The sequence below is a fragment of the Lentibacillus sp. genome, assembly GCF_035301925.1.
Lineage (GTDB): Bacteria > Bacillota > Bacilli > Bacillales > Amphibacillaceae > Lentibacillus.
The window spans coordinates 50,193-56,522 of the sequence record NZ_DATGTI010000084.1 but is presented as its reverse complement, the minus strand read 5'-3'; the positions used below and the strand labels follow the sequence as shown (position 1 = coordinate 56,522).

5 protein-coding genes and 1 rRNA gene are annotated in these 6,330 nt (G+C 43.1%); all 6 read left to right on the top strand.

Going from position 1 to position 6,330, the window contains the following annotated elements; genetic code table 11:
• Positions 1–222: 222 nt before the first annotated feature.
• The 6 genes from rrf to clpC all read left to right on the top strand — a co-directional run bounded on the left by rrf (position 223) and on the right by clpC (position 6,247).
• Positions 223–338, top strand: a 5S ribosomal RNA gene (gene rrf, locus VK080_RS07415).
• A 415-nt stretch (positions 339–753) separates the two neighbouring features.
• Complete coding sequence (locus tag VK080_RS07410; protein ID WP_324224132.1) at positions 754–1,449, top strand: MgtC/SapB family protein; 696 nt, start codon at positions 754–756, stop codon at positions 1,447–1,449.
• Between the two features lie 278 nt (positions 1,450–1,727).
• Positions 1,728–2,195, top strand: a complete 468-nt coding sequence (locus VK080_RS07405; protein ID WP_324224131.1) for a CtsR family transcriptional regulator — start codon at positions 1,728–1,730, stop codon at positions 2,193–2,195.
• 17 nt (positions 2,196–2,212) lie between these two features.
• Entirely contained in the window at positions 2,213–2,740 is a 528-nt protein-coding gene (locus tag VK080_RS07400; protein ID WP_324224130.1) for a UvrB/UvrC motif-containing protein, read from the top strand.
• A complete protein-coding gene (locus VK080_RS07395; RefSeq protein ID WP_324224129.1) occupies positions 2,737–3,801 on the top strand; it encodes a protein arginine kinase in 1,065 nt (354 codons plus the stop codon). Before VK080_RS07400 ends, VK080_RS07395 begins: the two co-directional genes overlap by 4 nt.
• Positions 3,802–3,817: 16 nt before the next feature.
• Complete coding sequence (clpC, locus tag VK080_RS07390; RefSeq protein ID WP_324224128.1) at positions 3,818–6,247, top strand: ATP-dependent protease ATP-binding subunit ClpC; 2,430 nt, start codon at positions 3,818–3,820, stop codon at positions 6,245–6,247.
• Positions 6,248–6,330: the final 83 nt, after the last annotated feature.

The following is a 6,330-nucleotide window of genomic DNA, read 5'->3' as shown; positions in this document are numbered from 1 at the left end:
GATAGGTCCGGGGTGGAAGCGTGGTGACACGTGAAGCTGACGGATACTAATCGATCGAGGACTTAACCAAAGCTTAATAGTGTTTGAATGACCGCTCTTATTTAGTTTTGAGGGTGCAAATTAAATTTACCCTTGCATTTTTCATAAAAAATGCCTATAATAATTCTTGTCCCGAAAATAACAGGTCCTGAAAGGACCACAGAATAACATGCATCAGAGAAGTCTGGCAGCAATAGCGGAGAGGACACACCTGTTCCCATGCCGAACACAGCAGTTAAGCTCTCCAGCGCCGATGGTAGTTGGGGTTTTACCCCTGCAAGAGTAGGACGCCGCCAGGCATGACAAAAGAGGCTGAGCCAAAATAAATTGGATCAGCCTCTTTATCTTTCTATTATGGGAGTCCGTCCATTTATTAATATGGAACAATGGCTTAAATCGTTTTATTAACAGTTAGGATAAAAGAAAAAACGAATAGCTGCAAAGTAATTATGTCATCAGCCTACTTTATACACGATTAAATCATAGGAATTGATGTGACATCGCTACATATTCGTCAGCACTCTTGTCGATGTATCGAATTTTAGCCGGATATTTGTGTTATAGTAACATTAATACACGCCAAGTCTTCCTCATATACTTCTGGAATATCCTCGGAAATTAGTCAACAAATCCCTATCACTTTTGATATGTTTGTTTATGTCAACGACATGTTTTTAGAGTAATCGAATAAATAGCGGGAGGGAGGTTAACTAAATGATTGACTATTTAGATGGATTAATTAGCGATCATTTTAATATTATGATGATACGTATTTTAACCGCTTTAGTCTTGTCCGGACTGATTGGGTTTGAACGGGAATTAAAGAACCATTCTGCAGGGTTCAGGACACATATACTGGTTGGTGTCGGCGCATGTTTGATGATGCTGCTGTCCTTATATGGCTTTGAAGCATTTATTGAATTATATGATAACATCCGTTTCGATCCGGCCCGGATTCCTTCTTACGTTATAAGCGGCATCGGTTTTTTGGGTGCTGGTACAATTATCGTTAATGGTATGACCATTCGCGGCTTGACCACGGCTGCCTCCATTTGGACGGTTGCCGGGCTTGGTCTTGTTGTTGGGGCTGGTATGTACGCTGCAGCTGTTTTTACAACATTCATTATCTTATTAAGTCTTATCTTTTTAAATAACTTTGAAAAATTATTCAGGAAGGAAAAATCTCATCGCATTGAAATAACAGCTCTTCCTGGATTAAAACTTGATCATATCGTTTCAGCCATTGAGTCCTATTCGCTGGCGATTAAACAAGTGGAAATTGAGCGGATTGACGATGAGATGCGCCATATTGTCGTTAAAATTGAACCGAACAAAAATTTAGACTGGATAGCTCTTTTTGAGGATATATCTAAAATTGAATTTGTCAAAAATATATCGGAACGGCAATAATAAAGTGAATGCTTATACCTGACTGCAAATTAGGTATCATATTATGAGGCTCGCATCCGCGTTATTTTGCGCTATTCCTTATTACAGATTATACCGGTTCTGTTATGGACGTAAGGATGTTTCATTTCTTTTCAAGTTGTCCAAGCTAATGATAAGATTCACTTGCATCTTTGCATGTATAACGTATAATATAAGTATAGTCAAAGTTAGTCAAAGTCAAAGCACTAAACGCTCAAATCGAAATACAAGAACATCAATGATGAAGAGGATGAGGGGATATGCGTAATATTTCTGATATCATTGAACAGCATTTAAAACAGATTTTGGAGTCTGCCGGCAAGGATATGATTGATATTAAGCGAAGTGAATTAGCTGAAGAGTTTCAATGTGTACCATCACAAATCAATTATGTGATTAAAACACGTTTTACTGTGGAAAAAGGATATATAGTGGAAAGTAAACGAGGCGGCGGCGGGTATATTCGGATTATACGCGTTAAACATCAGGATAAAGCGGCACTAATCGATGATATCATAGACATGATTAATCCGAATGTTTCGCAGCAGGCAGCGTTGGATGTGCTTGAGCGGCTGCTTGAAGAGGAACTTATTACGAAACGTGAAGTAAAAATCATGTTAAGTGCCATAGACAGGGAGACGCTTGCATTTCAGCTGCCATTGCGTGATGAAGTACGCTCACGTATTTTAACATCAATGCTAACAACACTGAAGTATTTAAACAAGTAATCAAGGGGGGAGCTAACGTGGAATGCCAGGAATGCCACAAGCGACCGGCAACACTTCATTTCACACAGGTTATCAATGGCGAAAAAGAAGAGGTATACGTGTGTGAAGTCTGCGCAAAAGAAAAAGGTTATATGAGTTATCCGGAAGAAGGGTATTCATTGCACCACTTATTATCCGGATTGTTTAATTCAACGTTTGAAAGTCCAAAAAACACTTCCAGCCAGCAGACGAAGGAATTGCAATGCCCAAAGTGTGACATGACTCTTTCAGAATTTAAGCGGGTCGGCAAGTTTGGCTGTCCATCCTGCTATGAGACGTTTTCGGATAATCTTGACCCCGTTTTCAGCCGTGTTCATAGCGGCAATACAAAGCATTATGGCAAAATACCTGCACGCATTGGCGGGAACATGCGCATCAAAAGGCAAGTTGATGCCTATAAGGAAGAGCTGCAGCGATTGATTAAAAATGAAGCTTTTGAAGAAGCCGCTACTGTCCGGGACAAAATCAAGGAATTAGAAGAACAAACGCGGGGTGATGACACATGACATTGCAGCACTTTATGAAGGAGGCCATCAGTCCATGGATGCGTGAAGACGGACCCGACAGTGATATCGTGTTAAGCAGCAGGATCCGTCTGGCACGAAACTTCGCCCAATATACGTTCCCGATTCTGGCCAATGAATCTGATTTGCAGTATATCAGCGATTTCATCCGTCGGGAGTATGAGCATCAATCTTTCCAGGACTACCAAGATTTTGCCTTTATCCCGATTCAGGATTTGACTCCTGTGGAAAGACGTGTTTTAGTTGAGAAACATTTGATAAGTCCGCATTTGGCAGAAAAAAATCATGTTTCAGCAGTCCTTATATCTAAAAATGAACAGGTTTCGATCATGGTTAATGAAGAGGATCACCTGCGCATACAGCTTTATTATCCAGGATTTCAGCTGAATAAGGCATTACAAAAAGTGTTCGACCTGGATGATTGGCTGGAAGAGAAAATTGATTATGCATTTGACGAAGAGCGCGGGTATTTAACCGGTTGTCCGACTAATGTTGGGACTGGTATGCGCGCATCTGTCATGATGCATCTGCCCGCTCTGTCCTGGACCCAGCGGATCAGCCGGATGATACCGGCCATTAACCATCTTGGTCTGGTTGTCCGCGGTATTTACGGGGAAGGCAGCCAAGCGACGGGGAATGTTTTTCAAATATCCAATCAAATAACACTCGGAAAATCAGAAGAGGACATCGTGGAAGATCTGCAAAGTGTTGTCCGCGAGCTTATTGAACATGAACGCACAGCAAGAAAACACATTATGGCACAGTCGCCAACAAGACTGGAAGACCGGATTTACCGTTCTTACGGTGTATTGACATTCAGCCGGATCATCGAATCAAAAGAAGCGGCCAAATGTCTGTCTGATGTCCGGCTCGGAATAGATTTGGGAATCATTGAAAATGTATCGCGAAACATATTGAATGAATTGATGGTGCTTACACAGCCCGGTTTCCTGCAGCAGTATGCGAACAAGACATTGACACCTAATGAACGGGATGTATTAAGGGCGTCACTTATTCGCGAACGGATGCAATTAGAGAACTAGGTGGGAGGAATCGTATATGATGTTTGGACGGTTTACAGAACGAGCGCAAAAAGTATTGGCGTTGTCTCAGGAAGAAGCAGTCAGACTTGGACACAATAATATTGGGACAGAACATATCTTGCTGGGACTTGTCCGTGAAGGGAATGGTATAGCAGCTAAAGCACTCGAGTCACTAGGTTTGGAAGTTTCCAAAATTCAACGGGAAGTGGAAAAGTTGATTGGCACCGGAAAACAGCCGATGCAAACAATCCATTATACACCACGTGCCAAAAAAGTTGTTGAATTATCGCAGGATGAAGCACGCAAACTCGGTCATTCATATGTCGGGACAGAACATATCCTGCTGGGTTTGATACGTGAAGGAGAAGGTGTTGCAGCGCGTGTGCTCAATAACCTCGGTGTCAGTCTCAATAAAGCACGCCAGCAAGTGTTGCAGCTTCTGGGAAGCAATGAGTCACAGGCAGGACGACATAACCGCGGCGCTCAGTCATCAAATGCCAACACACCAACGCTTGATTCATTGGCACGGGATCTGACTGAAAGTGCGAAAGAAGGTAACGTTGACCCGGTTATTGGTCGCAGTCAGGAAATTGAGCGGGTCATCCAAGTGTTAAGCCGACGGACGAAAAATAATCCGGTGTTGATTGGTGAACCCGGTGTTGGTAAAACAGCTGTTGCGGAAGGTCTTGCCCAACAAATTGTAAACAACGAAATCCCGGAGATTTTGCGCGATAAGCGGGTGATGACTCTTGATATGGGAACGGTTGTTGCCGGAACAAAATACCGGGGTGAGTTTGAGGACCGTCTTAAAAAGGTGATGGAAGAAATTCGCCAGGCGTCCAACATCATCTTGTTTATTGATGAACTGCATACACTGATCGGTGCAGGTGGTGCAGAAGGGGCGATTGATGCCTCCAATATTTTAAAACCGGCATTGTCCCGGGGAGAACTGCAATGTATTGGTGCCACAACGCTTGATGAATACCGTAAATATATCGAAAAAGATGCAGCACTTGAGCGCCGTTTCCAGCCGATCCAGGTTGATGAGCCAACGATGGAAGAAACAATAAAGATTTTAAAGGGACTGCGTGACCGGTATGAAGCCCATCATCGGGTAACCATTACGGATGAAGCCATTGAAGCAGCAACAAACTTATCAGACCGGTATATCACCGACCGTTTTCTGCCCGATAAGGCAATTGACCTGATTGATGAGGCCGGTTCAAAAGTTCGTCTGCGCTCCTATACGGTGCCACCAAACTTAAAAGAGCTTGAACAGAAACTTGATGATGTGCGCAAAGAAAAGGATTCCGCCGTTCAAAGCCAGGAATTCGAAAAAGCTGCTTCATTACGTGATTCCGAACAGCGCTTGCGTGAGGAATTGGATGAGACGAAAAAGGAATGGAAAGAAAAGCAAGGTCAGGAAGATTCTGAAGTTACGGTAGAAGACATTGCAAAAGTCGTTTCCACTTGGACAGGTGTGCCGGTAGCTAAAATGACAAAAGATGAAAGTGAGCGGCTCCTGAACCTGGAAGACACGCTGCATAATCGTGTGATTGGCCAGGAGGAAGCGGTGGAAGCAGTGGCTAAAGCTATCCGCCGGGCTCGTGCCGGACTGAAGGATCCCAAACGCCCAATCGGATCATTCATTTTCCTTGGTCCGACCGGTGTTGGAAAAACTGAACTTGCCAGGGCTTTGGCGGAAGCAATGTTTGCCGATGAAGAAGCCATGATCCGGATCGATATGTCAGAGTATATGGAAAAACATGCGACATCCCGTTTGGTTGGTTCACCTCCTGGATATGTCGGCTATGATGAAGGCGGACAGTTGACTGAGAAAGTCCGGACAAAGCCATATTCGGTTGTATTATTGGATGAAGTGGAAAAAGCACACCCTGAAGTATTCAATATTTTACTGCAAGTCCTTGAAGATGGACGGCTGACGGATGCAAAAGGCCGTGTGGTTGATTTCCGCAACACTGTTCTGATCATGACATCGAACGTCGGCGCAAATGAACTTAAACGGAATAAATACGTCGGGTTCACCCTTGATGATGAAGAACAGGATTATCAGCAAATGAAGACCAAGGTGACTGACGAACTGAAAAAAGCATTCCGACCTGAATTTTTAAACCGGATTGATGAAACCATTGTATTCCATTCATTGGAGCGGAAACATATGAAACATATTGTTTCGCTTATGATCAAACAATTGCAACATCGCCTGAAAGAGCAGGAGATTGAATTTTCCTTAACGGATAAAGCCGTTGACAAAATTGCCAATGAAGGGTTCGATCCGGAATACGGCGCACGCCCATTGCGCAGATCCATTCAGAAAAATATCGAGGATCTGCTCTCCGAAGAATTACTGAAGGAAAGTTTTAAAAAAGGTGAAAAAGTAAAAATCGGTTTAAATAATAAAGGTGAATTTATTATATTGCCGTAGAAAACGAATTTTAGCGGATAATTTGTGTCCAAAAAGCTGGAAGGAAGCATCCTTTCAGCTTTTTGTGCTGTAACGGTTGAGGA